The following is a 23,717-nucleotide window of genomic DNA, read 5'->3' as shown; positions in this document are numbered from 1 at the left end:
CGCCGCCCGGCTCAGCGGCGGTTCAGGAAGTCCACCAGGCGCGGGATGGTTTGGGCCGGCGCCTCTTCCATCAGCCAGTGGCCTGAGCCCTGGATGACGACGCCTTCGACCTGGGCATCGACCAGCTTGGCCTGTTCGATCAGGAAAGTGCCGGAAGCCTTCTCGCCCGTCAGCACCAGCATGGGCTGCTGCAGCTTGACCTGGGCGAAGCCGTCGAAGTCGGCCGCATCCTGCTCGAAGGCCTTGAAGTAGCCGAAGCCTGCCTTCATGCCACCCGGCTGGGCATAGGCCGCGGTGTAGAACTGGCGGTCGGCCTCGGACAGCGAGCGCGCCTTGTCCGCCGCGAAGTCGTTCCAGAAATGCTCGAAGTAGATGCGCTCGCGGCCAGCCACCAGTTGCAGCGCGGTCTGGCCGTGGAAGTGGAAATGCCACAGGTCGCGCAGCAGCCAGACGTTCTTCCAGTCGCCGACGCCGGGCAGGAAGGCATCCATCAACACGATGCTTTCGACCTCGTCGGGGAACTGGGCCGCGTAGGCGTAAGCCACCATCAGGCCGATGTCGTGGCCGACGATCTTGACCTTGCGGTGGCCCAGGCCCTTGACCAGGGCGTGAACGTCCTGGGCCAGGGTCTTCTTGTCGTAGCCGCTGTCGGGCTTGGCTGAGCCGCCGGCACCGCGCAGGTCTGGCGCGATGACGACGCGGCGGTCTGCGAGCTTGTCGATCAAGGGCCGCCACATCCGGCTGGTCTCGGTGTAGCCGTGCAGCAGCACGACCGGGGTCTCGCTGCCGGCACCGGCCTGCAGGTAGTGCAGCTGCACGCCGTTGGCGGCGGCGCTGCGGTCTTCGATGGTGGCGGCAGTCACTGAACTCGCGCCGACGGCGAGCAGCAAGGTGGCGACGGCTGAAATGAAGCGCTTCATGGTGCTCTCCTCAAAGTTGGCTCATGCCGCCGTCGACGATGATTTCCGTGCCGACGATGAAAGCCGACTCGGGCGCGGACAGGTGCAGCACGGTGGAGGCGATCTCTTCGACGGTGCCGAAGCGTCCCAGCGGCACCTGGCTCTGGATCTGGGCGGCCACCTGCTTCAGCGTCTCGTCATCGAAACCCAGCTTGCCGTACAGCGGCGTGGCGACCGGGCCGGGGCTGACGACGTTGACGCGGGCGCCTTGCGGCAGCAGCTCGGCCGACAGCGTCTTGGCCATCGAGATCAGCGCGGCCTTGCTGGCGGCGTAGATGGCCGAATTGGGCATGCCGATGTGGGCGTTGATGGAGCCGTTCAGCACGATGGACGCGCCGCGGGCCAGCACCGGGCGCAGGGCCTGGATCAGGAAGAAGGCGCCCTTGGCATTGGTGTTGAAGGTGCGGTCCCAGAGGTCTTCGCTGGCGTCAGCCAGGGAGGCGAACTCGGCCATGCCGGCGTTGACGAAGACGGCATCCAGCGAGCGGCTGGCCGCGGCGAGGTGAGCGCCCAGGGCGCGGGCGCCGAGCACGTCGGAGGCGTCCAGGGCGACCAGCTCGAAGCCTTCGGCGTCGTGGGCCTTGCCCGGACGGGCGGTGACGATGACATGGGCGCCTTCGGCCTGGAAGGCGCGGGCGGCGGCCAGGCCGATGCCGGAGGTGCCACCGGTGACGAGGACGGTCTTGTTGGCGAAGCGAGTAGACATGATGGTTTCCTTTCGAGTCGGGTGGAGCGGCTTGTTTGCCGTGGACTCGATACTCGGCTTCGGCCCCCCTTTTTGACGTCCGGCCGTCTTGGCCCACTCGTGCAAGGTTTTCGAACATCCCATGCTCAGCGATGAAGAAATCCAGTTGATGGAAGCGATTGGCGAGAGCGGCAGCCTGACGCGGGCCGCCGCCAGCCTGGGCAAGGCGCCGTCCACGGTGTCGTACACGCTGCGCCAGATCGAGGGCCGCTTCGACGCCCTGCTCTTCGACCGCCGTCGCTACCGCATGCAACTCACACCCGCCGGCGCCCTGCTGGTGCGCGAGGCCGCGCGGCTGCGCGACGACATGCAGAGGCTGACCCGGCGCGTCACCCAGGTGGCCAAGGGCTGGGAGGACAGACTCTGGATCGTCACCGACGAGATCATCGAGTTCGACTCGCTGTTGCCGCTGGTGCAGGACTTCGACAAGCTGGATTCAGGTGTGGGCCTGCGCATCACGCACGAGGTGCTGGGCGGTACCTGGGAAGCCCTGGCCGAGGGCCGGGGCGACCTCGTCATCGGCGCCACCAACGAGCCGCCGGCCGGCATCAATGTGCAGTGGCGCGAGCTGGGGCAGATGCACTGGGTCTATGCCGTGTCGCCGCGCCATCCGCTGGCCAAGGTCAAGGGCCCGCTGACAGCCGAGCAGATGCAGGCGCATCGCGCCGTCGTCGTGGCCGACACCTCGCGCCGCGGCGAGGGCCGGGCCTATGGCCATGGCGCCGGCCAGGCCAGGCTGGCCGTGCCCAGCATGGCTGCCAAGATAGCCGCCCAGCGGGCTGGCCTCGGCGTGGGCTGGTTGCCCGAGGCCCGCGTGGCTTCGCTGCTCCAGCGCGGCGAGCTGGTGCAGAAGACGGTCGCGGTGCCGCGCGAGCCCAACACGCTGTATGTCGGCTGGCGGGCCAGCGACGGCCGCGCCCTGGCCTGGTGGCTGGAGAAGCTGGGCGAGGCGCGGCTGGCGAAGCGCCTGGTCGAAGGCGTGGACCGTTACAGCTGAGGCAGCTGGCTGCGAAAGCCGATGGCGAAGCGGTTCCAGGCATTGATGGTGGTGATGGCCAGCGTGAGGTTGACGAGTTCCGCCTCGCTGAACTCGGCTTTGGCGAACTCATAGTCGGCATCGCTGGCATGGCCTTGGGTCACCTGGGTCAGGGCCTCGGTCCAGGCCAGAGCGGCTTGCTCGCGCGCAGAGAACAGATTCGTCTCGCGCCAAGCCGGCAGCACATGCAGGCGGCGCTCGCTCTCGCCGGCCTTGCGGGCATCGCGGCTGTGCATGTCCAGGCAGAAGGCGCAGCCATTGATCTGCGAGGCACGCATCTTGACGAGCTCGATCAGGCTGGGCTCCAGGCCGAGCTTGCCGACACTGCCCTCCAGGGTCAGCATGGCCTTGATGGCGGCGGGTGAGGCGTTGTAGAAGTCGATGCGGGCGGTGCTCATGGGATGCTCCAGGGGTTGCGTTGGGGTGAGCGAATGGTGAGCGCGCCCCGCCGCCGCCAGCAGTCCAATCCCGACCATTTCGACCAGTCCACCGGATGGATCTCCACATCGTCATCGATCCCGCCCAGCCGCGCGGCGAGCAGTTGCTGCGCCAGTTGCGCGGCCTGATCCGCAGCGGGCGGCTGGCCACCGGCGCCCAGTTGCCACCGACGCGGCTGCTGGCCGAGCAGCTGGGCCTGGCGCGCCAGACCGTGGCCGAGGCCTATGAGCGGCTGACGTTGGAGCAGCTCATCGAGGCGCGCCGCGGCCGCGGCAGCTTTGTGCGGGCGCTGCCTGCGGCTGAGCCCGAGACCCCGCCGGTCGCACCACCGCGCTTTGCCAGCGCCGCGCGCATCGCCGCCTTCGAGCAACTGCCCGTGCCGCTGCTGCGCTTTGTCGACAACCCGCTGGCCCGCTTCGACTTCGTCGGTGGCTCGCCCGACCCGGCCCTGTTCCCGCACGAGGACTGGCGCCGCCATCTGCACGCGGCGCAGCGCCAGTTGGGCCAGGGCAGCGCCCATGCGTCGCCGGGCGGCCTGCCGGCCCTGCGCGAAGCGATTGCCGAGCATGTGGCCTATGCGCGCGGCGTGCGCTGCTCCCCGGCCGATGTCATCGTCACCCAGGGCGCGCAGCAGGCCTTTGACCTGCTGGTGCGCGTGCTCGTCGGCCCGGGCGAAGTCGCCGCCGTTGAATCACCCGGCTATCCGCCTGTGCAGGCGCTCCTGCAGGCCCAGGGCGCGCGCATCGCGCCGGTGCCGGTGGACGACGAAGGCCTGGTGACCGACGCGCTGCCCGCCGGCGCCCGCCTGGTCTACACGACGCCGGCCCACCAGTTTCCGCTTGGCGTGGCGATGAGCGCGGCGCGGCGGCGGGCCCTGCTGGCCTGGGCCTCGCGCGAAGGCACCGTCATCATCGAAGACGACTACGACAGCGAATTCCGCTTCGAGGGCCAGCCGCGCGACAGCCTGCAGGGGCTGGACGGCGAAGGCCGCGTCGCCTTTGTCGGCAGCTTCTCCAAGACGCTGGCGCCATCGCTGCGCCTGGGCTATGTCATCGCGCCGCCAGCCCTGCGCGAGGCGCTGCTGAATGCCCGCCACCTCACCGATGTGCACGGCCCGCTGTTGCTGCAGAGCGCCCTCGCCCGCTTCATGCAGGAAGGCGCCTACCGCCGCCATCTGCGCCGCTGCATGGCCGAGTACGCGCGCCGGCGCGAGCGGCTGATGGCGGGCTTTGCCGGGCCGCTGGCGCCCTGGCTGAGGCTGCTGCCGGCCGAGGCCGGCTTCCACCAGGCCGCGCTGTTCAAACCCGGCCTCGCGATGGACGCACCGCAGTTGGCCGCCCTGGCCAGGCGCGTGGATGTGGGTCTCTATCCTCTGCAGGTGTTTGCGCCCGAGCACAACGGTCTGCTGATGGGCTTTGGCCGCGTCACGCCCGAGGGCATCGACGCGGCGATCGCACGCATGGCCGACCTGTTGTCCTAGGCGGCGGGCAGGGTCAGCCGCGCGATGCAGCCGCGCGGCGCCGCCGGCAGCAGCTCGGCGCTGCCGCCATGGCGCTCGGCGATCTCGCGCACGATGGCCAGGCCCAGGCCGCAGCCCTCGCCCGTGGTCGCGCCGCGCACGAAGCGCTCGAAGGCCCGCTCACGCAGTTCGGGTGTGAGACCGGGGCCGTTGTCCTCGACGTCCAACCACACATCGTCGCCGGCGCGGCGCAGCCTGACGGTGATGGTGGCGCCGGCGCCGGCATAGCGCAGCGCGTTGTCGATGAGATTGACCAGGGCCTCGCGCAGCAGCAGCTCGACGCCCTGCACGCTCGAGCCCTCGTCAACCACCTCCACACCCAGGTCGCAGCCTGCGGCCAGCGCGCGCGGCACCCATTCGGCGGTGACCTCATGCACCAGGCGGCCACAGTCCACCGGCCCCCAACCCTGGGCAGCCACGGCCTCGGGCTCGGCGCGGGCCAGCACCAGCAGCTGCGACACCAGGCGGGCACCGCGCACGGCGCTCTCGTGTACGCGCTCCAGGCGCTGGCGCAGGGCGGGATCGGTCGTCGCCTCAAGCGCAAGCTCGGTCTGGCTTTTCAGCCCGGCGAGCGGCGTGCGCAATTGGTGGGCCGCGTCGCTGATGAAGCGGCGCTGCGTCGCCAGGCTGTGCTGGACCTGGCCGAGCAGTTCGTTGACGGCACCCGCCAGGGCGCTGACCTCGGGCGGGGCGGCACGCAGTTGCACGGGGTCGAGCGCATCGGCGCGCCGGCCTTCGACCTGCTGCTGCAGCTCGGCCAGGGGCTTGAGGCCTTTGCGGATGCCGGCCCAGACCACCATGCTCATCAACGCGATCAGCAGCGACAGCGGCAGGGCCGTGTCCAGCAGCATGCGCCGCGCCAGCAAGTCGCGCGGCGCGCTGGAGCGGGCGATCTGCACGCGCAGCGTCGAGTCGGCCGCGCCGGCCGCGCCGAGGTGCAGGTCCAGGGACACGACACGCATGGCCTCGGGCACCGTCGTGTTGAAGTACACCGGCTCGTTCAGCGCCGGTTGCCTCGGCGGCGGCGGCATGCGCGCGTCGCCCAGTAGCAGTTGGCCCGGCGGCGAGCTGACCATGTACATGACGCGGTCATCGGGGTCGGCGGCCAGGATGTCCTGGGCCGAACGCGGCAGGTCGACGAAGAGGCCGCTGGCCGTGGGCTTGATCTGGCGGGCCAGGGCCCGGGCGGCCTGCAGCAGGCTGGTGTCGACCAGCTCGTCGGCGTGCCGGCTGGCCAGGCGGTAGGCGCCGAAGGCGGCGACCAGCCACAGCACGATCTGCGGCAGCAGCAGCCACAACAGCAATTGCCGATGCAGCGAGCGGCTGTTCACGGCGAGCTGGTCGCTTCCAGCAGATAGCCCAGGCCGCGCACGGTGCGCACGGCCAGGCCCGAGCCTTCGAGCTTCTTGCGCAGGCGGTGGATGTAGACCTCGATGGAACCGCCCTCATCGGCGCCCCAGGCCTCGACGATCTGGGCCTTGGTGACGACACGGTCGCGCTCGGCCACCAGCAGGTCCAGCAGCGACCATTCGCGCGGGCTCAGCTCCAGCGGTTCGCCGCCGATGCTGGCGCGGCGCGCGGCGCGGTCGATGCTCAGGCGGCGCAGCTGCTGGTTTTGCGAGGCCGGCCGGCCGCGGCGCATCAGCGCATGCAGGCGTGCTTCCAGTTCGGGGAAGTCGAAGGGCTTGGTCAGGTAATCGTCGGCACCGGCCTGCAGGCCGGCGACGCGGTGCTCCAACGCGTCCAGCGCCGTCAGCACGAGGATGGGCAGGGTGCGGCCGGCCTCGCGCACGCGCTTGAGCACCGTCAGGCCGTCCACCAGGGGCAGGCCGAGGTCCAGGATGGCGATGTCGAAGTCCTGCTTCTTCAACAGGTATTCGGCCACGGCGCCGTTCTCGGCCCATTCGACCTTGAACGCGGCGTTCAGCAACTGCTGCTGCAGGGCGTCGGCCAGCAGGGTGTCGTCTTCGGCAAGCAGCAGGTTCATGGCGCTCACTTTAGCGGTGGCGGCCCTTATGGTTAATCCGATATTAAGTTTCTTAATAGTCGGTAATGATGCCGGGATGCTCCGCGCCTGCCTCCTCACGGCGATCTCGACGTCCCTGCTTGCCGCCACGGCCCAGGCCGGCACGCCGACGGACGTCGTGCATTGGTGGACCTCGCCCGGCGAGATTGCCGCCAAACAGTCGCTGGCCGAGGCCTACCGCGACGCCGGCGGCCAGTGGCGCGAACTGGGCGTCGGCGCCTCGGAGCAGGCGCGGGCCATCGTGTTCGAGCGTATCGCCGCCGGCAACCCGCCGATGGCCGCGCAGTTCAACCCCTCTCGCGCCCTGGTGAAGCTGGTACGCGAAGGCCGGCTGAATGCCATCGACGAGGTAGCCGCCCAGGGCCGCTGGGCTGACGTGCTGCCGACCGTGTTGCTGGACGCCATGAAAGTGGACGGCCATGTCTATGCCGCCCCCATCAGCATCCACATGCCGACCTGGCTGTGGAGCTCCAAGGCGGCGCTGGCCAAGGCCGGCATCAAGGCCGAGCCGCGCAGCATGGATGAGCTGTTCACGGCCCTGGACAAGCTGAAGGCTGCCGGCCTGATTCCGCTGGCCCATGGTGGCCAGCCCTGGCAGGACCTGAACCTCTTCATCGCCCTGCTCGCCAACCAGGGTGGACGCGACCTGTATCTCGCCGTGCTGCGCGACCGTGATGTGGCCGCCGTGCAGGGCGAGGCCCTGCGCCAGGTGCTGCTGAGCTACAAGAAGCTGCGCCGTTATGTGGACCCCGCTTCACCCGGCCGTGGCTGGGCCGACACGACGGCCCTGCTGGTCAGCGGCCGCGCCGGGCTGCAGTTCATGGGTGACTGGGCCAAGGGCGAGTTTGCCCAGGGCGGCCAGCAGCCCGGCCGCGATTACGGCTGCGCGCCCGGCCTGGGCGCGCGCTCGCCCTATATCGTCAGTGGCGACGTGCTTGTATTTCCCAAGGACAAGGACGGCAGCGTCCGGCCCGCGCAGGCGCTGCTGGCCCGCGTCGCCACGGCGCCGGCCACCCAGCTCGCCTTCAGCGCCCGCAAGGGCTCCGTGCCGGTGCGCACCGACCTCGACACCCGCACGCTGGACGCCTGCGCACAGGCCGGTGCCGCGGCGCTGCGCGATGCCGGCCGGCTGGTGGGCAACACCGAACTGCTGCTCGCGCCGCCGCAGCTGACGGCGCTGCAAAACGCCGTCAGCGACTATTGGAACCGCGACATTCCCGTGCAGACGGTGCAGCAGACCCTCGCCAAGATCTTGCAGGACAACACAGACAACCGGAGACAGCCTTGACCCGCGTACACATCCAGGACCTCAGCATCCGCTTCGGCACCCACGACGTCATCAAGAACCTCGACCTCGACGTCAACAGCGGCGAGTTCCTCGTGCTGCTGGGTCCGTCGGGCTGCGGCAAGTCCACGCTGCTGCACACCATCGCCGGCCTGAACCCCGTCACCGGCGGCAGCATCCACATCGGCGAGCAGGACGCAACGAATGCCGAGCCCAGCCAGCGCGGCGTGGGCATGGTGTTCCAGAGCTATGCGCTGTACCCCACGATGACGGTGAAGGAGAACCTCGCCTTCCCGCTGAAGATGGCCAAGACGCCCAAGGCCGAGCTCGAGAAGCGAGTGGCTGCGGCGGCGGACATGCTGCAGCTCGGCCCCTTGCTGGACCGCCGGCCCAGCCAGCTGTCGGGCGGCCAGCGCCAGCGCGTCGCCATCGGCCGCGCCGTCGTGCGCGAGGCCAAGGTGCTGCTGCTGGACGAGCCCCTGTCCAACCTCGACGCCAAGCTGCGCACCGACCTGCGCCGCGAGCTCAAGCTGCTGCACGCGCGCCTGGGCAACACCATGATCTACGTGACCCACGACCAGGTCGAGGCCATGACGCTGGCCACGCGCATCGTCGTCATGCACCAGGGCGTCATCCAGCAGATCGGCACGCCGGCCGAGGTCTACGACAAGCCGAAGAACCTGCGCGTGGCCGGCTTCGTCGGCTCGCCGGCCATCAACCGCATCGAGGGCCAGGTCGGCGAGGGCGGCCTGTTCGTGTCGCCGGCGCTGAACCTGCCGCTGCCGGCTGCGCTGGCTTCGCGTCAACAGGGCGAAGTGCTGACGCTGGCCGTGCGGCCCGAGAACGTGCGCCTGGGCGCCGACCAGCCCTTCGCCGCCGAAGTCCAGCTCGTCGAGCCGCTGGGCAACCAGCATGTGGTGTGGATGAACTCGGGCGGCACCACCCTCTCGGCCGTGCTGCCGGGCCAGCCGGAAGTTGAGGATAGCGCGCGCGTGAGCTTCGGCCTCGACGCCCTCAAGACGATGTGGTTCGATGCGGCGGGAGATCGGATCGAAGCCTGACGCGCCAGACAGGACTCAACCGGTTGTCAGCCGCACGCGGCCCGCAGCCGCCGACTCCTGCAAGGGCGCCTGCAGCAGGCGCGCCAGGGCGTCGGCATCGTCCACGGCAGCGTTGTGCACCAGCACCCAGCGGTTGCGCCCCTGCGCCTTGGCTTCGTACAAGGCCAGGTCGGCCAGGCTGACCAGGGCGGGCCAGGGCTGGCGCGGGGCCGTCGGCAGGAAGGGCAGGCAGACGGCCCCCAGCGAACAGGTGACCGGGATGGGCGCAGCGCCATCGACCTCGAAGGCCGATGCATTGACTGCCTGGAGCACGCGCGCGGCGACCTGCTCCGCATGCTCGACCCGCTCCAGGCGCGCGACAAGCAGGAACTCTTCGCCGCCCCAGCGCACCAGCAGGTCGGTCTCGCGTGTGATGGCCTGCACACGTCGCGCAAATGTCTTGAGCACGGCATCGCCGGTCGCATGGCCATGCTGGTCGTTGATGGCCTTGAAGCGGTCGACATCGAAAAGATAGACACCCAGGGTGGCTTGCGGGTGGTTGCGCCGCGTGCGCGCCAGCAGGGCCAGCTCGCGGCCGATGTGCTGCTCGAGAAAACGGCGATTGCCCAGGCCGGTCAGACTGTCCAGCAGGCTGAGGCGCTCGTACTGCTGGGCGAGCTTGCGCTTGGACCGCCATTGCAACGCGACCAGCAGCGTCACCGCCAGCAGCAGCAGGAAGAGCGCGATGAAGGAGTTCTGGCGCTGGGCCGCAGTGGCTTCCCGCTCCCGCTGCAGTTCATCCTGCTGCGCCAGCACCAGCGTCTTGAGTTCCGATTCGCGCTGCAGGCGCTTGAGCTCCACATTGGACGCGGCATGCGAGCCGCGACGGCGGAGCTGGGGCTCGAGCTTGTCGGTGAACAGGGCCACCAGCCCCTTCAAGCCGGCCAGCGAAACGGCGCCGTCCTCGCTGCGCGACAGCCGCCGGTAGATGTCGATCTGCACCTCGGTGGCGGTGTCCGGCTTCAACGCCAGACAGGCCGACAGGGACTGGCCGGCATGCCAGTGCCGCTGCGCGAGCTGGCGGTAGCAGCTCAGATACTGATGAACGGTCGGGCTGGTGGCCTCGGACCGCACCGCATTCGCGGCGGCCAGATGGGCCTTGGCCCGCTCGACCTTTCCGAGCTCGGCGGCGGTGAAGGCCGCGAAGCTGGTGGCATCCTCGCGATAGGGGCTGGGCTCGGCGGCGACGCGCTCGAAATGCGGCAGCGCGAGCTGGGCCTGGCCCAGATGCAGCAGATAGGCGATGCCCTCGTTGAACTCGGTCAACATCACGTCGTCCTTCAGCTGGGACTTCTCGTCCTCGCTGGTAGCCGACTGCAGCAGGCGCAGCTTCTTGTCGCGCGTCGCGCGCAGCAGCTCGATGCCCTTGCGGACATAGCCGTCGTCGCCGTTGACGATGTAGCTGGTCGCCGTGTCGACCATGATCTCGCCGAGCAGCTCGGCGTTCTCCACCGGCACCAGGGACAGGGCGGCCTCGAAGTTCTCGAAGGCACCGGCGATGTCGCCGTCCTGCGACTGTCGCCAGGCCACGTCGCGCAGGATCTGGGCCGCGGCCCCCAGGTTCCCCTGCCCGCGTGCCTCGTCGGCCAGGGCCACCAGCTGCGGCAGCTGCTCCGAAGCGGCCGGCAGGCTCGCCTGGATGCAGTATTCGCGATAGCTCATGTCTTCGCGCAGCGGTGGATGGGTGTGACATTGCTCCACGGCCTCGGCCATCCGATGCGCGCCGAACAGCTCCAGGAAGCGCATGCGCTGCAGCCGGTAGATTTCGGCGACCGTCTGCGGCTGGGCAAGCCGTTGCTGCAACCAGGCCAGGTGGGCATCAATGCCTTCCAGGTCCTGGTAGGCCTTGGGCAGCGGCGGCAGAGCGCGCACCTCGGCAATGCGCGGCAGAGGCTCGGCCGCAGGGGCAGCGGCCGAAACTCTGGCGGTGGCCAGCAAGGCCAGGGTGGCCCAGACCGACGTCTGCAGCGCGCACCGCATGGCAGCCCGGCAGGTCAGGACGACGTGCCGGAGAGCTTGGACATGAAGCATTGGAAGAGCGGCTTGCAGGCGCGCGGGAGACGGCGAATCCGCCAATCTATCCCGGCCACCGCCCACACGACCGTCAGCCTTGCTGCGCCGGCATCGAAAACCGGTAATCCAACCGAAGGCGGCTAGCGCGCCGGCACCGAGAACCGGTAGTCCAGGCCCAAGGCCACGTTGTCGGCCTTGAACTGGCCGCCGCCGGCGCTGCGGGCCTCGACACGGCCGACGCTGAGATTCAGGGCCAGACGCTCGTCCAGCAGCCAGCGCACACCGGCACTGGCCTTGGCGGACTTGCCGTGCACATTGGCGCCGGCCATCAGCTGGCCGAAAGCCTGCAAGCGCTCACCCGGCCCGGCCAGCGTCTGCACGCCCAGGCCACCCAGGATCTCGGCATAGCCCGGATAGCCCAGGTAGGCGTTGTAGGCCGCCGAGGCCTGCAGGGGCAGGTACCAGCGCTCTCCGGCCGGAATGTCGAGTTGCAGGCCCACCATCTGCAACGCCGGCCTGTCCACGCCGCGGTAGCTGAGATGCAGGTCGGTCTGGTGCAGCACCGACAGGCGCAGTCCTTCGTAGCGGGCCGGGCCGGTGGCCTCGCCGCTGCCGCCGGAACGCAGGTGCTGGGTCAGGCTCAGGCCCCAGGTCTGGTTGCGCGAGCTGCCTTTGGGCGCCGTCATGTAGCCGAGCGACAGCGACAGGCCGAGGTCGCGTGTCAGTGCGTACTCGGCGGACAGCTTGGGAACCACGAGCAGGCCGGAGTGGGTGTCGATGACCTCCGACGAATAGCCGCCCGAGCCCAGGCCGAGCTGGCCATACAGGGTGACGTCGCGCGAGACGCGCCAGCGCTGGCCCACGCCGCCCAGCAGCTGGTTGTACAGCGGCAGGCCGTGATAGCCCATGCCCAGGGACGCGAACCAGTAGCTGTCGGCGCCGAAGAAGTGGGCGTACTGCAGGTCGGCCAGGCTGATCGTGCCCTTGTTGGAGCCCTGGGGAGAGCGCTGGCGGTAGTTGTCCAGCGACAGCGTCAGCATGTTCTCGCCCATCTCGGCGCTGGCACGGCGATCGTCCGCTGCCGACAGGGGCTGGCCCTGGCGGCCGAACGGCCCCGTCAGATAGCTGAAAGGCACCTCCAGCATCACGCTGGCCTGGGTGCCATCGATGATGGCCTGGCGGAATTTCAGCCGCGAGACCGTGGCGCCCAGCGTGAAGTCGCCGAAGTCATAGCCCAGGCCGGCATAGCCCCTGGCAAAGCCGCCGCTGCCCGACAGCAGCTTGCTGTGTTCGACGCTGCGCCCGCCGCCGCCGCCGCCGGCCGACAGGCCCGCCATCGCAAACACCGGTCCGGCGATGGGCCGCCTGACATGCACGCCGAGGTCGGCAGCGACGAAGCCCCCATAAGCGCCTCGCACGAGAGGCGCATAGAAGCCACCGCCGAGATAGACCCCGTCGAAGACCTTCTGGTAGGCGTGAAAACCCATCAGGTCGATGGGCCGGTCGCCGGGCACCTTGACGGTCTGGTACTCGAACGTCAGCAGGGCTTCGTTGCGGCGCAGCTCGCTCGCCTCGGCGGGTGACGCTGCGGAGGATTGAGCCGATGCCGCGGCACTGGCGGCGCACAGGCACAGGGCGATCAGAGGCTCGGGAGTCGCGAAGAGTGAGGACAAGATTCGGTGCGGCGTCAAAGCGCTCGAAGAAACGGCGCGCATGGTCTCATGAACGACGACGCCTTCGCCGTATCGCCCCTGCGCAGGCAGTTTTTGGCAGTTTGACGGCGCCTGCTTGCCCCTGGGCAGCGACAGCTCCGAAACTGTCATCAAAACTTGCTGCAATCGCCGGCCCTTAGCAAGACGGGCCCCCGACCCGCCGAGATCCATCGCCATGCCCGAACGCCCTCTCCTTGCGCGCCTGCTGACCACACTGGTCCTGACCCTGCCCATGCTGGCGGTCGCCCAGAGCAGCGACGCCTCCTTGTCCGCTGCCGAGCAGCGGGCACAGCGCGAAGCGGAACGGGTGTTCAGCGTCATCAAGTTCCACACCATCCGCAGCAAGCCGGCGGTGGAACCGGCCAGCAAGCCGGCGCGTGCACCAGCGCCGGCCCCCACGGCAGCGCGTGTCGCGCAGCAGCCCCGCCCCGCAGCGGGTCCGGCCAGTGCAGTTGCGGCCGTCGCAGAACCCGCCGAGCCCAACGCCGGCGCGGCTGCGGCTTCGACCGATGCCCCCAAGCCAGCCGCCGCCGCCGTCACCTCGCCCGCCCCTGCGCTCACTGCACCGGTGGAGCCAGCGGTCGTTGCCACGCCGGCACCGGAAACAGAACCGGAAGCCGACGATCCGGAGGAGGTGCCCCTGCGCCTGCAGAGCTTCGTGCCCCCGGTCGTTACACCGGCACTGCAGGCCACCTTGGGCGCGGGCGAGCGCAATGTCCGCGTGAAGCTCACCGTCGAGACCGACGGCCGGGTCAGCCAGGCAGAAGCCGCCGCCGGCGTGCCGCGCCGCCTGGCCCGGCCCGCCGTCGATGCCATCCTGCAATGGCGGTTCGCGCCGCTGCCTCAGGCCCGCACGGCCGAAGTCGAGATCGCCTTCCGTCGCGACTGAAGTCGCTTACGGCGTTGCCGAAGCGGCTGGAGCCGCCGGCAGCGTCCAGGCAAAGCCTTCGACGCCCTTGGAGAAGGCGTCCATGGTTTCCTTGTAGGGGCTGTCGTTCGGCCCCTTGAGCAGCACGATGAGGCGGTAGCCGCCGTTGACGGCCACGTAGCTGATGGAGCGCAGGCCATTGGGCAGCTTGCCTTCGTAGCGGGCGCCCTCCACACCGCCCAGCGGCACCGGCTTGGCAGCGTCGCGGGTCAGCTTCTTGTCGAAGGGGTTGCCGAACTTCACGGCACCGTCGAGAGCGTCATAGGGCTTGGCCGGGTCGGGCTCGGCATAGCTCCACACCACGATGAAGACGGCCTTGGGATCGTCGGTGCGCGAATACACCGCCATGCCGGTGGGCTTGCCGGCCTTGTCGGGCTTTTCCTCGCGATTCACTTCGCCCACACCGTCCGGCGCCTTGAAGCTGCCGAAAGAGGTCTTCACTTCGAGGGCGTGGGCAGTGGCCGTGGCGCAGAGCAGGCCGAGGGTCAGGGACAGGGCGGAGATCAGTCGTTGCATGGTCAGCCAAGGCGTTGCGTGAGATGGCGACGCGAGGTCCGCCGCTCCGCCGCCATCCGCGCGGAACGGCAGTCCCGACGCGATCAGTTTTCCTTGTAGATGCGCACCCAGTCGACCAGCATCTTGGCCGGCACGGGCGTCGTCGCATCCGGCGCGCCGGGCCAGTCGCCGCCGACGGCCAGGTTGAGGATGACGAAGAAGGGCTTCTCGAACACCCAGGTGCCACCAGCCGGCAGGGAGGACGGCGTCAGGCGGTGGAAGTCGACGCCGTCAACCTGCCAGATGATCTCGTTGGGCCGCTTGATGAGGGTGTAGGTATGGAAGTCGCCATCCACGGCTTTGCCGAAGTCATAGGGCTTGCCGATGCCCTGAGCACCCGAGTAGCCGGGACCGTGCAGGGTGCCGTAGGTGGTGTTCGGCGTCTTGCCGATGAATTCCATGATGTCGATCTCGCCCGACTTCGGCCAGGGGTTGGTGGCGATGTCGGTGCCCAGGGCCCAGAAGGCCGGCCAGATGCCCTGGCCCGAAGGCAGCTTCATGCGCGCCTCCACCTTGCCGTAGGTGAAGCCGACCTTGCCGTTGGTGTGGATGCGGGCCGAGGTGTATTCGCAGGGCTTGTTGTTCCAGCAGGGACCGGGATTGGTCGCCTTCTCGGCCGTGATGACCAGCATGCCGTTGCCGTCGGTCTGCGCATTGCGCGCATTGGACGTGTAGTACTCGTACTCGTGGTTGCCCCAGCCGCCGTTCTCGGCGTTGCCGAGGTCGTAGTTCCAGTTGGCGACCTTGGGCACGGTGCCGGCGGCATCGTTGAACTCGTCGCTCCAGACCAGGGTCCAGGTGCTTGGCGCAGGAGCGGGGGCCGGTGCGGGCGCTGGAGCCGGTGCGGGTGTCGGTGCAGGCGCGGGGGCAGCGGGCGCGGCGGTGGCCGTACCACCGCCACCACCACAGGCGGTCAGCACGGCGGCGATGACGGGCAGCGCGTGGCGCCAGGGGTTGGGAGCCGCGGTGATCTTCTTCATTTCTGTCTCCATATCGTTCTTGTCAGGCGTGGTGCCTTCCCAAGTGGGCGCCGCGGAACTGGCTTTGCCAGGCCGCTGGCGACGCCCCTTGTGGGGCTGAGGCCGGACACAAAGAGTCCTGAGGACTCTTTGCGCCTGCCGAAGGACAAGGCCTCTGGCCTTGGCACGGCGAAGCCGGTAGGGGTGGTCTCATCAACCGCGCCAGTCGCGCAGGAAGTCGCGGTACCACTCGGCGCTGGCTTTCGGCGTGCGCACCTGGGTCTCGTAGTCGACGTGCACGATGCCGAAGCGCTTCAGATAACCGCTGGCCCATTCGAAGTTGTCCATCAGGCTCCAGACCATGTAGCCGGCCATGGGCACGCCCTGCTGCATGGCGCTGGCCACAGCGGCGATGTGGTCGCGCAGGTAGGCGATGCGATCGTCGTCCTGCACGCGGCCGCGCTCGACGGTCTGGTCCTTGAAGGCGCCACCGTTCTCGGTCACGTAGACCGGCGGCAGGCCGGGGTAGTCGCGGTGCAGCAGGCAGAGCAGGTCATCCAGGCCCTGGGCATAGATCTCCCAGCCCATGTCCGACACCGGCAGGCCGCGCTCCTCGGGCTTCCAGTCGGCGCCGCTGGCCGACACGACCGAGCGGGTGTAGTAGTTGACGCCGAGGTAGTCCATCGGTTGCGCGATGGCCGCCATGTCGCCGGGGTGGACCACGGGCGCGTCGGCGCCGAGTTCGGACAGCACCTCCTCGGGGTAGCTGCCCTTGAACAGCGGGTCGGCATACCAGCGGCGGCCGCGGGCGTCGGCCATGGCGGCGGCGGCGATGTCCTCGGGCATGGCGGTGGCCGGCACGGTGGACGACAGGTTGAGCACGATGCCGAGCTGGCTCTTGGCGCCGTCGGCACGCAGGGCCTGCAGGGCCAGGCCGTGGCTGAGCAGCAGATGGTGGCAGACCTGGGTGGCGATCTTGCGGCTCTTGATGCCGGGGGCGAAGTTGCCCTGCTCGTTGCCGAGCACGGCCACGACCCAGGGTTCGTTGTGCGTGGTGATGGCATCAACGCGGTCGCCGATGCGGGCCTGCACATGGCGGGCGTAGTCGACAAAACGGTGCACGGTGTCGCGGTCGTTCCAGCCGCCGCGGTCCTGCAGGCCTTGCGGCAGGTCCCAGTGGTTCAGCGTCGCGAAAGCCTGGATGCCGCGCTTCTTGAGACCGTCGACCAGACGCTCGTAGAAGTCCAGCCCCTTGGGGTTGAACTCGCCATGGCCCAGGGCCTGCACACGCGGCCAGGCGATGGAGAAGCGGTAGCAGTTGACGCCCAGCGACGCGATCAGGTCCAGGTCTTCCTCGAGGCGGTTGAAGTGGTCGCATGCCACTTCGCCATTGCTGCCGTCGGCAATGGCGCCGGGCTGCTTGCAGAAGCGGTCCCAGATGGACTCGCCCTTGCCGTCCACATGGGCGGCTCCCTCGATCTGGAAGCTGCTGGTGGCCACGCCCCAGATGAAATTGGGCGGGAACTGGCGGTGCAGGGGAGCTTGGGACATGGGCGTTCTTTTTCTTTACTTGACGGCGCCAGCCGTGAGGCCTGCGATGAGCTGGCGCGACGAGATGACGAAGAGGAAGAGCAGGGGCAGGGTCGCGATGGCCGAGCCGGCCATCAGCGCGCCCCATTCGGTGCTGGTGGTGCTGAAGAGGCTGCGCAGGGCCAGCGGCAGGGTGTAGTTCTCGGCCGTGCGCATGACGATCAGCGGGTTCATGAAGTTGTTCCATGAACTGATGAAAGTGATCAGCCCGAGCGTGCCGAGGGCCGGCTTCATCAGCGGCAGCGCGATGCGCCAGTAGATGCCGAGCTCGCTGCAGCCGTCGATGCGCGCCGCATTGATGAGCTCGTGCGGCACCGTGCTGGCCGCGAACTGGCGCATCAGGAAGATGCCGAAGGCGCTAGCCGCGCCGGGGATGTAGAGCGCGCGGTGGGTATCGATCCAGCCCAGCGCGTCCATGACCATGAAGCTGGGAATCATGTTCATGAAGGCCGGCACCATCATGGTCCCCATGACGAGGGCGAACAGGACCTTCTTGAAGCGGAACTCCAGCATGGCGAAGGCATAGCCGGCCATGGAGCAGAACAGCAGGGTCAGCGCCGTGGACATCAGGCCGACATACAGGCTCCAGCCGACGTTCTTCCAGAACGGCAGGCGCGTCGTCAGCACCTTGATGTTGTTCAGCAGTTCGTCGCTGAACCACAGCGGCGGCGGCACATTGAAGATGTCGGTGCGCGACTGGGTCGCGAACACGAACATGAAATAGAACGGCGCCAGCATGATCAGCGCACCGACGCCGACGATGGCATAGGCCAGCAGCCTGGACGTCAGCGCCGCGGAGGCGCCTTTCGCGCTGGGCGCTTCACGACGCAGTGGCAGCACAGCGCTCATGCCTGCACCCTCCGGTCCGCAAAGGCCTTGTTGGTCAGCCAGGTCAGCAGGGCGATGACGCCGAACATGATCCAGGCCAGGGCGCTGGCGCCGCCGAAATCGCTGAAGTCAAAGGCCTCGCGGTAGAGGTACATGGCCACCGTCATGGCCTGCTGGTCGGCGCCACCCTTGCCATTGGTCAGGATGAAGGGCTCCTCGAACAACTGCAGGCCGCCGATCAGCGACAGCGTGACGCCGAACAGGACCATGGGCTTGAGGCTGGGCAGGGTGATGCGCCAGAACTGCTGCCAGGCATTGGCGCCGTCGAGCTTGGCGGCCTGGTAGAGATCGTTGGGGATGGTCTGCAGGGCCGCGAGATACAGCACCACGTTGAAGCCCACATAGCGCCAGAACACGATGATGGCCACGGCCGGCTTGACGGCATCCGGCGAGCGCATCCAGTTGATGTGCTCCATGCCGAACAGCGCCTCCAGCGCCTGGTTGACCAGCCCATAGTCGGTCGAGAACAGCGAGCCGAACAGCATCGCGATGGCGACGGTGGACGTGATGTAGGGCAGGAAATAAGCGCCCGAGAACAGGCCGCGCCAGCGTCCGAAGCTCCGATGCAGGAAGACGGCCAGCGGCAATGCCACGAGGTGCTGGGGCGCGCCCGAGGCGAAGGCCAGCCACAGCGTGTTGCGCAGCGCCTTCCAGAACCAGCCGTCGGTCAGCGCAAAGACGAAGTTGTCGAGGCCGACGAACTTCATCGAATCGATGCCGCTGGTGGGCTCCCAGGACTGGAAGGACAGCCAGGCCGAGAACAGCAGCGGAAACAGGCCGAAGACAGCGAACAGGATCAGAAAGGGGCTGACCAGCAGGTAGGGCGCCCAGCCCGCGGGGATGCGCACTCTCATCGGTTCGCTCGGTGAACCAGCAGGGCCTGGGCGTCTTCCAGGGCCTTGGGGATGGGCTTGCCGTACTCGAGCACGTTGTCGAGTTCGGCGTTGATGACCTCGTCGGCGAACTTGTGCTGCTTGTGCATCTTGACGACGGGGATGCGCCGCGCGGCGTCGCGCCACAGCAGGCGCGCATGCTGGCCGCCCAGGAAGGGCACGGGCTGGTCGAAGAAGGCGTCCTGCTGCGCGTCCAGCAGAGCCGGGAAGGCATCCTGGGACTTGAAGGCCTCGAGCTGGCGCGCGCGGTCCAGGGTCAGCTCCTGCACCAGTTGCCAGGCCAGCTGCTTCTTCTCCGGCGCCGAGCGTCGCGGGATGGCGTAATAGGTGCCGCCGTAGGAGCAAAAGGTGTTCTCGGGCAGTTGGGCTACGCGCCATTTGCCGGCCGTCTGCGGCGCCACCCAGTTGGCCATCTGGCCGGCCATCCAGCCGCCCGACAGCTCGGTGGCCAGGCGGCCGCGCTTGAGCATCTCGGCCCAATCGTTGAACCAGACCTCGACGCGCGCGTCCAGCTTCTGGCGCCTGACCTTCTGCGCCAGCTCGAAGGCGCGCACGAAGCGCGGCGACGTGATCTGCGGCCGCCCCTGGTTGTCGAAGAACTGGCCCTCGCCCGCCGGCGTGCCGCCGCGCACGATGATGTCCTTGAGCAGGCGCACATCGCCGATCAGGTAGGCGCCGGTCTTGGCCTTGAGCTGCAGGCCGGCGTCGACGTACGACTCCCAGGACTGCGTCAGGTCGGCCTCCTTGAGCCCGGCCTGGGCCAGCAGGTCGGTGCGATAGAACAGCGAGCCGGGGCCGATGTCGGTGGGCAAGGCGACGATGGCGCCCTCGCGGTTGCGGGCCGTCTCGATGGCGAAGGACACGAAGCGGTCCTTGAAGCGCTCGGCGCCGAAGGCCGGGGCCGACAGATCCTCCAGGCCCGTGCCGAGCGAGAACCGCCCGAGATAGCTGGTCTCCAGCGCGATGACATCCGGCAGATGGCCTGAGGTCGACAGCGCCGTCGTCATGGCGGTGTGGTGGTCGTCGTACTGGCGGCTGATGACCTCGGTACGGATCTCGGGATGGCGTTGGTTCCAGCCCTTCAGCACGTCCTTGGCGATGACATCGACCAGTGGAAAGGCCGCCACCGACAGCGGCGGCTGCTCCTTGGCATGCCCCAGGCCCGCCGCACTGCCGAGGGCGGCCGCGAGCAGGTGGCGACGGGGAAGGGAAAGCTTGTCTCGCATAGTTCTGAAAGCGCTTTCAAGATTGTGCTTCTTGCTGGTGCAGCGCCCCAGCCGCACAAACCCTAGGACAACTCCGGACGAAGGCTCGACCTCCCTAGAAACCCGCGTCAGCAACGTTTTGACACCCTTGCTCCGGGTTTTCACCGGTGACGCAAAAATCACTGGTGGCAAAGTGGTATTCAAGAGGTGGTAGCAGTCACAAACTGGATGCATACCAGTTAGAACCAGCTCCAAGAGCCTGCTCGGAGAGGCAGGCCAGCCGCCGGAGAGCCCCCGTTGGGACTCTTCTTTTCAACGAGCTCTTGCAAAGCACAGGACGTCTCACCCATGAAGCAGCCCTCCACCAGCATCCCGATGCATCAACTGCGTCGCCTGGCCGCCATCACCGCGACCGCCTTCGCGCTCGGCGCCAGCGCCACGGCGGCCCTGGCCCAGACCTATCCCGCCTGGGCGCCGGACGTCTACTACACGGCCGGCACCATCGTCAGCTACCAAGGCCACAACTACAAAGCCCTGGTCAACCAGACCGACTACTCCAGCACCGGCTGGAACCCGACCAATGCGTCGCTGTGGACCGACCTCGGCACCATGTCCGGCCCGGCCCCCTCGCCCGCCCCGACCCCGGCTCCCACACCCGCCCCCACGCCGGCCCCGACGCCCGCCCCGACTCCTGCTCCCGCGCCGAGCGGCACCTGTGCGCCGGTGTGGGTCGCCGCCACCGCCTACAACGGCGGCGCCATCGCCAGCAAGGGCACGACCAACTACAAGGCCAACTGGTGGACCCAGGGCAATGACCCCGCCACCAACAACGGTCCCACCGGCTCCGGCCAGCCCTGGACCTCGCAGGGCAACTGCACGACCGGCCCGGCACCGGCCCCGAGCCCGGCTCCCAGCCCTTCGCCGAGCCCGAGCCCCTCGCCTTCCCCAAGCCCGGCCCCCTCGCCCGCACCGGCGCCCGGCCTGAGCGATCCGAACGCCAAGTCCGCCAACCAGAACGGCCGCGCCTACACGGTCTACTACCCGAGCTGGAGCGACAACTGGTTCGATGCCACCGGCAAGTCGATGAACGAGGTGTTCGCGCTCAGCAACTTCGCCCGCATCCCGGCCAACTACACCCATGTGGTCGCAGCCTTTGCCCAGCCCAACTTCAGCTGGGGCGGCATGGCGGCCAACAACTGGTCGGGCACCGGCATCAACTTCAACGGCCGGCCGTCGGACATCAAGGCCGCCATCGACGTGCTGCACGCCCGCAACATCAAGGTCATCCTGGCCGTGGGCGGCGCGACCTACAACAGCTGGGGCACGCTGTCGGCCGAAGGCAATGCGGGCAGCGGCCCGACCATCACGGCCCTGTCCAACATCCTGAAGGACGTGGGCTTCGACGGCCTGGACGTGGACTATGAAGTCGACGGCATCACGACGGACGCCTATGCCGGCGCCGTCAAGGCCATGCGCAAGGCGGTCGACCTGGCCGGCGGCGGACGCATCCTGACGGTGGCCGCCTGGTCGTCCGGTTCGGACTGCACCGGCGCGACGGGCAGCGACCCGCAGTGCTCGGGCGTGGGCATCAGCTACTGGGGCGGCAAGGCCGGCGGTGAACGCCTGCTGGTCAACGCCTACCCGGCGCTGAAGACGGCCTTCAACATCGTCAACATCATGAGCTACGACGCTCGCTACGAGCACTACGACGGTGTGACGGCCTGGAAGTCCTACCGCCAGCTCTTCCCGAGCAGCACCATCGTGTCCATCGGCTTCGAGACCGCGCCCGAAGGCTGGGCCGGTGGCCAGCTGGTGGTGAACAACGCCGACGCGCAGTGCACGGGCTCCGTCATCCTGCAGAACAGCTACGGCGCCAACATCAACCAGGCCTACTCGGTGGAGCGCTACCTGAACGCGGTGATCACCAGCACCTCGGCCAACAAGAACCCGCGTGACGGTGCCATGCTGTGGCAGGCCCTGAAGACGTCCAGCGGCAGCTGCGGCGGTGCGGCCCTGGCCTCGCCGGGCTCCATCGGCAAGAAGGCCGCCGGCCTGCTCAACCTCGTCGACGACCCGGCGCTGCAGAACGCGCCCTGGAAGTAAGCAGCTCGCCTGAGCTGAACCGCCGCCGCACCGGCCTGCCGGGCGGCGGCCTCTTCCGTTTTTCCATCCCTCTCACGGAGAACACTCCATGATCTCGCGCCCACCCCTGCCGCGCGCGGCCACGCCGTGGCTGCTCGCCGGTGCGCTGGCCTTCAGCGCCCCCGTATTCGCCCAAACCTACCCCGCCTGGAAGGCCGACACCTACTACACGGCCGGCACGGTCGTGAGCTACAACGGCCACAACTACAAGGCCCTGGTCAACCAGACCGACTACGCCAGCACCGGCTGGAACCCGACCAACGCGTCGCTGTGGACCGACCTCGGTGCGGCTTCCGGCCCGGCGCCTTCGCCCGCCCCGACGCCGGCGCCCACGCCTGCACCGGCGCCTGCTCCCACCCCGGCCCCCGCGCCCGCTCCGACGCCCGCACCCAGCCCCGCTCCGGCACCGAGCGGCAACTGCGCGCCTGTGTGGGTTGCAGCCACCGCCTACAACGGCGGTGCCATCGCCAGTAAGGGCACGACCAACTACAAGGCCAACTGGTGGACGCAGGGCAATGACCCCGCCACCAACAACGGCCCCACCGGCAGCGGCCAGCCCTGGACCTCGCAGGGCAACTGCAGCGGCGCCCCCAGTCCGGCACCGTCGCCCGCACCCGCGCCTGCTCCCACACCCGCGCCGACTCCGGCCCCCACGCCAGCGCCAACGCCTGCACCTTCGCCGTCACCCAGCCCGGCTCCCGCGCCGGCCGGCAAGCACCAGTTGATCGGCTACTGGCACAACTTCACCAACCCGTCGGGCCCGACCTTCCCGATCAGCGATGTGCCGGCGGCCTATGACGTCATCGTCGTGGCCTTCGCCGACGACGGCGGCAACGGCGCCATCACCTTCAACCTCGACGGCGGTTCGGGCGGCGAAGCGCGCTTCATCGCCGACATCGCCGCGGCCCGCGCCAAGGGCAAGAAGGTGGTGCTGTCCTTCGGCGGCCAGAACGGCACGGTGACGTTGAACAACTCGATGCAGGTGACGAACTTCGTCAACAGCGTCGAAGCCATCCTGCGCAAGTACGGCTTCGACGGCATCGACATCGACCTGGAAAGCGGTGCCGGCGTGTCCTGGGGTGCGGCCGTGCAGACCAACCTGGTCACCGCGGTGAAGCAGCTCAAGGCCCGCATCGGCAGCAGCTTCTATCTGTCCATGGCGCCGGAGCACCCGTATGTACAGGGCGGCTACGTGGCCAGCAGCGGCATCTGGGGCGCCTACCTGCCCATCATCGACGGCCTGCGCGACGAGCTGTCGGTGCTGCATGTCCAGTACTACAACAACGGTGCCGTCTACACGCCCTACTCCACGCAGGGCCTGGCCGAGGGCAGCACCGACATGCTGGTGGCCGCCAGCCGCATGCTGATCGAAGGCTTCACGACCAACAACGGCACGGGGTCCTATGTCTTCCGCGGCATCCGCCCCGACCAGGTCGCCTTCGGCCTGCCGTCGGGCCCGTCGTCGGCCAATTCGGGCCAGGCCAGCGTCGCCACCATCACGGCGGCGCTGAACTGCCTGACCAAGCTGACCCAGTGCGGCGCCATCAAGCCGCCGGTGGCCTATCCGAGTCTGCGTGGCGTCATGACCTGGTCCATCAACTGGGATAAGAAGGATGGGCAGTCGTTCTCGAACGGCGTCAAGAACGCCCTGAACGCCCTTCCCTGAAGCCCCTCGCCTAGTCTGGCCCGGCTGAATGCGGGCCAGCCTAGTCGGTCCCCCGAGG

20 protein-coding genes are annotated in these 23,717 nt (G+C 68.6%); 7 read left to right on the top strand and 13 right to left on the bottom strand.

Going from position 1 to position 23,717, the window contains the following annotated elements:
- Positions 1-11: 11 nt before the first annotated feature.
- Complete coding sequence (locus ACS5PN_RS19890; protein ID WP_439465753.1) at positions 12-920, bottom strand: alpha/beta fold hydrolase; 909 nt, start codon at positions 918-920, stop codon at positions 12-14.
- A gap of 10 nt (positions 921-930) precedes the next feature.
- Positions 931-1,665 (bottom strand): SDR family oxidoreductase, encoded by a 735-nt coding sequence (locus ACS5PN_RS19885; RefSeq protein WP_439465752.1) that lies wholly within the window; start codon positions 1,663-1,665, stop codon positions 931-933.
- A 121-nt stretch (positions 1,666-1,786) separates the two neighbouring features.
- On the opposite strand from ACS5PN_RS19885, the gene ACS5PN_RS19880 reads away from it, so the two are divergent.
- Positions 1,787-2,701 (top strand): LysR substrate-binding domain-containing protein, encoded by a 915-nt coding sequence (locus tag ACS5PN_RS19880; protein ID WP_439465751.1) that lies wholly within the window; start codon positions 1,787-1,789, stop codon positions 2,699-2,701.
- Here ACS5PN_RS19880 and ACS5PN_RS19875 read toward each other — a convergent pair.
- Entirely contained in the window at positions 2,692-3,138 is a 447-nt protein-coding gene (locus ACS5PN_RS19875; protein ID WP_439465750.1) for a carboxymuconolactone decarboxylase family protein, read from the bottom strand. The two genes, ACS5PN_RS19880 and ACS5PN_RS19875, sit on opposite strands and share 10 nt — an antisense overlap.
- Positions 3,139-3,233: 95 nt before the next feature.
- On the opposite strand from ACS5PN_RS19875, the gene ACS5PN_RS19870 reads away from it, so the two are divergent.
- Positions 3,234-4,658 carry a PLP-dependent aminotransferase family protein gene (locus tag ACS5PN_RS19870; RefSeq protein ID WP_439465749.1) on the top strand — a complete coding sequence of 475 codons (1,425 nt, stop codon included), beginning with the start codon at positions 3,234-3,236 and terminating at the stop codon, positions 4,656-4,658.
- Here the strand turns inward: ACS5PN_RS19870 and ACS5PN_RS19865 are convergent.
- Both ACS5PN_RS19865 and ACS5PN_RS19860 read right to left on the bottom strand, forming a co-directional pair.
- Positions 4,655-6,028: a sensor histidine kinase gene (locus tag ACS5PN_RS19865; protein ID WP_439465748.1), complete on the bottom strand. Its 1,374-nt coding sequence runs from the start codon at positions 6,026-6,028 to the stop codon at positions 4,655-4,657. The two genes, ACS5PN_RS19870 and ACS5PN_RS19865, sit on opposite strands and share 4 nt — an antisense overlap.
- Entirely contained in the window at positions 6,025-6,684 is a 660-nt protein-coding gene (locus ACS5PN_RS19860) for a response regulator transcription factor (RefSeq protein WP_439465747.1), read from the bottom strand. The genes ACS5PN_RS19865 and ACS5PN_RS19860 overlap by 4 nt, the downstream gene beginning before the upstream one ends.
- A 76-nt stretch (positions 6,685-6,760) precedes the next feature.
- On the opposite strand from ACS5PN_RS19860, the gene ACS5PN_RS19855 reads away from it, so the two are divergent.
- Positions 6,761-8,011, top strand: a complete 1,251-nt coding sequence (locus ACS5PN_RS19855) for an ABC transporter substrate-binding protein (RefSeq protein ID WP_439465746.1) — start codon at positions 6,761-6,763, stop codon at positions 8,009-8,011.
- Positions 8,008-9,069 carry an ABC transporter ATP-binding protein gene (locus ACS5PN_RS19850; RefSeq protein WP_439465745.1) on the top strand — a complete coding sequence of 354 codons (1,062 nt, stop codon included), beginning with the start codon at positions 8,008-8,010 and terminating at the stop codon, positions 9,067-9,069. Before ACS5PN_RS19855 ends, ACS5PN_RS19850 begins: the two co-directional genes overlap by 4 nt.
- A gap of 15 nt (positions 9,070-9,084) precedes the next feature.
- Here the strand turns inward: ACS5PN_RS19850 and ACS5PN_RS19845 are convergent, their stop codons facing one another.
- Both ACS5PN_RS19845 and ACS5PN_RS19840 read right to left on the bottom strand, forming a co-directional pair.
- A complete protein-coding gene (locus ACS5PN_RS19845) occupies positions 9,085-11,088 on the bottom strand; it encodes a diguanylate cyclase domain-containing protein (protein WP_439465744.1) in 2,004 nt (667 codons plus the stop codon).
- A gap of 173 nt (positions 11,089-11,261) precedes the next feature.
- Complete coding sequence (locus ACS5PN_RS19840; RefSeq protein ID WP_439465743.1) at positions 11,262-12,794, bottom strand: hypothetical protein; 1,533 nt, start codon at positions 12,792-12,794, stop codon at positions 11,262-11,264.
- 214 nt (positions 12,795-13,008) lie between these two features.
- Between ACS5PN_RS19840 and ACS5PN_RS19835 the strand changes: the two genes are divergently transcribed.
- A complete protein-coding gene (locus tag ACS5PN_RS19835) occupies positions 13,009-13,722 on the top strand; it encodes an energy transducer TonB (RefSeq protein WP_439465742.1) in 714 nt (237 codons plus the stop codon).
- 6 nt (positions 13,723-13,728) lie between these two features.
- Here ACS5PN_RS19835 and ACS5PN_RS19830 read toward each other — a convergent pair whose 3' ends face one another.
- From ACS5PN_RS19830 to ACS5PN_RS19805, 6 genes are all read right to left on the bottom strand, one after another.
- On the bottom strand, positions 13,729-14,277 hold the full coding sequence (locus ACS5PN_RS19830) for a hypothetical protein (protein ID WP_439465741.1): 549 nt from the start codon (positions 14,275-14,277) through the stop codon (positions 13,729-13,731).
- A gap of 83 nt (positions 14,278-14,360) precedes the next feature.
- A complete protein-coding gene (locus ACS5PN_RS19825) occupies positions 14,361-15,296 on the bottom strand; it encodes a glycoside hydrolase family 16 protein (RefSeq protein ID WP_439465740.1) in 936 nt (311 codons plus the stop codon).
- 192 nt (positions 15,297-15,488) lie between these two features.
- Positions 15,489-16,826 carry a GH1 family beta-glucosidase gene (locus ACS5PN_RS19820; protein WP_439465739.1) on the bottom strand — a complete coding sequence of 446 codons (1,338 nt, stop codon included), beginning with the start codon at positions 16,824-16,826 and terminating at the stop codon, positions 15,489-15,491.
- A gap of 15 nt (positions 16,827-16,841) precedes the next feature.
- Positions 16,842-17,714 (bottom strand): carbohydrate ABC transporter permease, encoded by an 873-nt coding sequence (locus ACS5PN_RS19815; RefSeq protein WP_439465738.1) that lies wholly within the window; start codon positions 17,712-17,714, stop codon positions 16,842-16,844.
- On the bottom strand, positions 17,711-18,607 hold the full coding sequence (locus ACS5PN_RS19810) for a carbohydrate ABC transporter permease (protein ID WP_439465737.1): 897 nt from the start codon (positions 18,605-18,607) through the stop codon (positions 17,711-17,713). Before ACS5PN_RS19810 ends, ACS5PN_RS19815 begins: the two co-directional genes overlap by 4 nt.
- Complete coding sequence (locus tag ACS5PN_RS19805; protein WP_439465736.1) at positions 18,604-19,872, bottom strand: ABC transporter substrate-binding protein; 1,269 nt, start codon at positions 19,870-19,872, stop codon at positions 18,604-18,606. The genes ACS5PN_RS19810 and ACS5PN_RS19805 overlap by 4 nt, the downstream gene beginning before the upstream one ends.
- 327 nt (positions 19,873-20,199) lie before the next feature.
- On the opposite strand from ACS5PN_RS19805, the gene ACS5PN_RS19800 reads away from it, so the two are divergent.
- On the top strand, positions 20,200-21,954 hold the full coding sequence (locus tag ACS5PN_RS19800) for a glycosyl hydrolase family 18 protein (protein WP_439465735.1): 1,755 nt from the start codon (positions 20,200-20,202) through the stop codon (positions 21,952-21,954).
- An 88-nt stretch (positions 21,955-22,042) separates the two neighbouring features.
- Positions 22,043-23,659, top strand: coding sequence for a chitinase (locus tag ACS5PN_RS19795; protein ID WP_439465734.1), 1,617 nt, complete (start codon positions 22,043-22,045; stop codon positions 23,657-23,659).
- The last annotated feature ends 58 nt before the right edge of the window (positions 23,660-23,717 follow it).

The organism is Roseateles sp. NT4, from assembly GCF_051857475.1.
Taxonomy (GTDB): domain Bacteria; phylum Pseudomonadota; class Gammaproteobacteria; order Burkholderiales; family Burkholderiaceae_C; genus Pelomonas.
Note: the sequence above shows the minus strand (reverse complement) of the source record. Positions and strands in the feature narration are given on the sequence as shown.